The following is a 516-nucleotide window of genomic DNA, read 5'->3' as shown; positions in this document are numbered from 1 at the left end:
CACCAGCATGTTCTTCACGGTGAAGACGCAGGAGAACGTCATCGTCGAGCGATTCGGCAAGTTCAAGAAAGTGGCGAAGCCGGGATTGAACACGAAGGTGCCGTTCATCGAGACGACGAGCCGGCCGATCTCGCTGCGCGTCCAGCAGCTCGAGGTCAACATCGAGTCGAAGACGAAGGACAACGTCTTCGTCACGGTTCCCGTCGCCGTCCAGTACGTCGTCGAAGAGAACAATGTGGCCGACGCCTACTACAAGCTGGCGAACTCCGAGGAGCAGATCCGCTCCTACGTCTTCGACACCGTTCGTTCGGCGCTGTCGGGTCTGACTCTGGACACGGCGTTCGAGTCGAAGGACGATATCGCGGAGAACGTCGAGGGCCGGCTCTCGGAATCTATGAAGCGCTACGGCTTCAAGATCGTCAGCAGCCTGGTCACGGATATCACCCCGGACCCGAAGGTCCGCGATTCGATGAACTCGATCAATGCCGCACAGCGTGACCGCGTCGCCGCTCAGTC

1 protein-coding gene is annotated in these 516 nt (G+C 59.7%); it reads left to right on the top strand.

Annotated elements, in window-relative coordinates; all coding sequences use genetic code 11:
- Window positions 1-516: SPFH domain-containing protein (locus IEV86_RS17720; RefSeq protein WP_268235247.1), on the top strand; the 516-nt coding region annotated here is incomplete at both ends.

It is taken from the genome of Cellulomonas carbonis, assembly GCF_014636275.1.
Classification (GTDB): domain Bacteria; phylum Actinomycetota; class Actinomycetes; order Actinomycetales; family Cellulomonadaceae; genus Actinotalea; species Actinotalea carbonis.
This window is presented reverse-complemented; position numbering and strand designations above follow the sequence as displayed.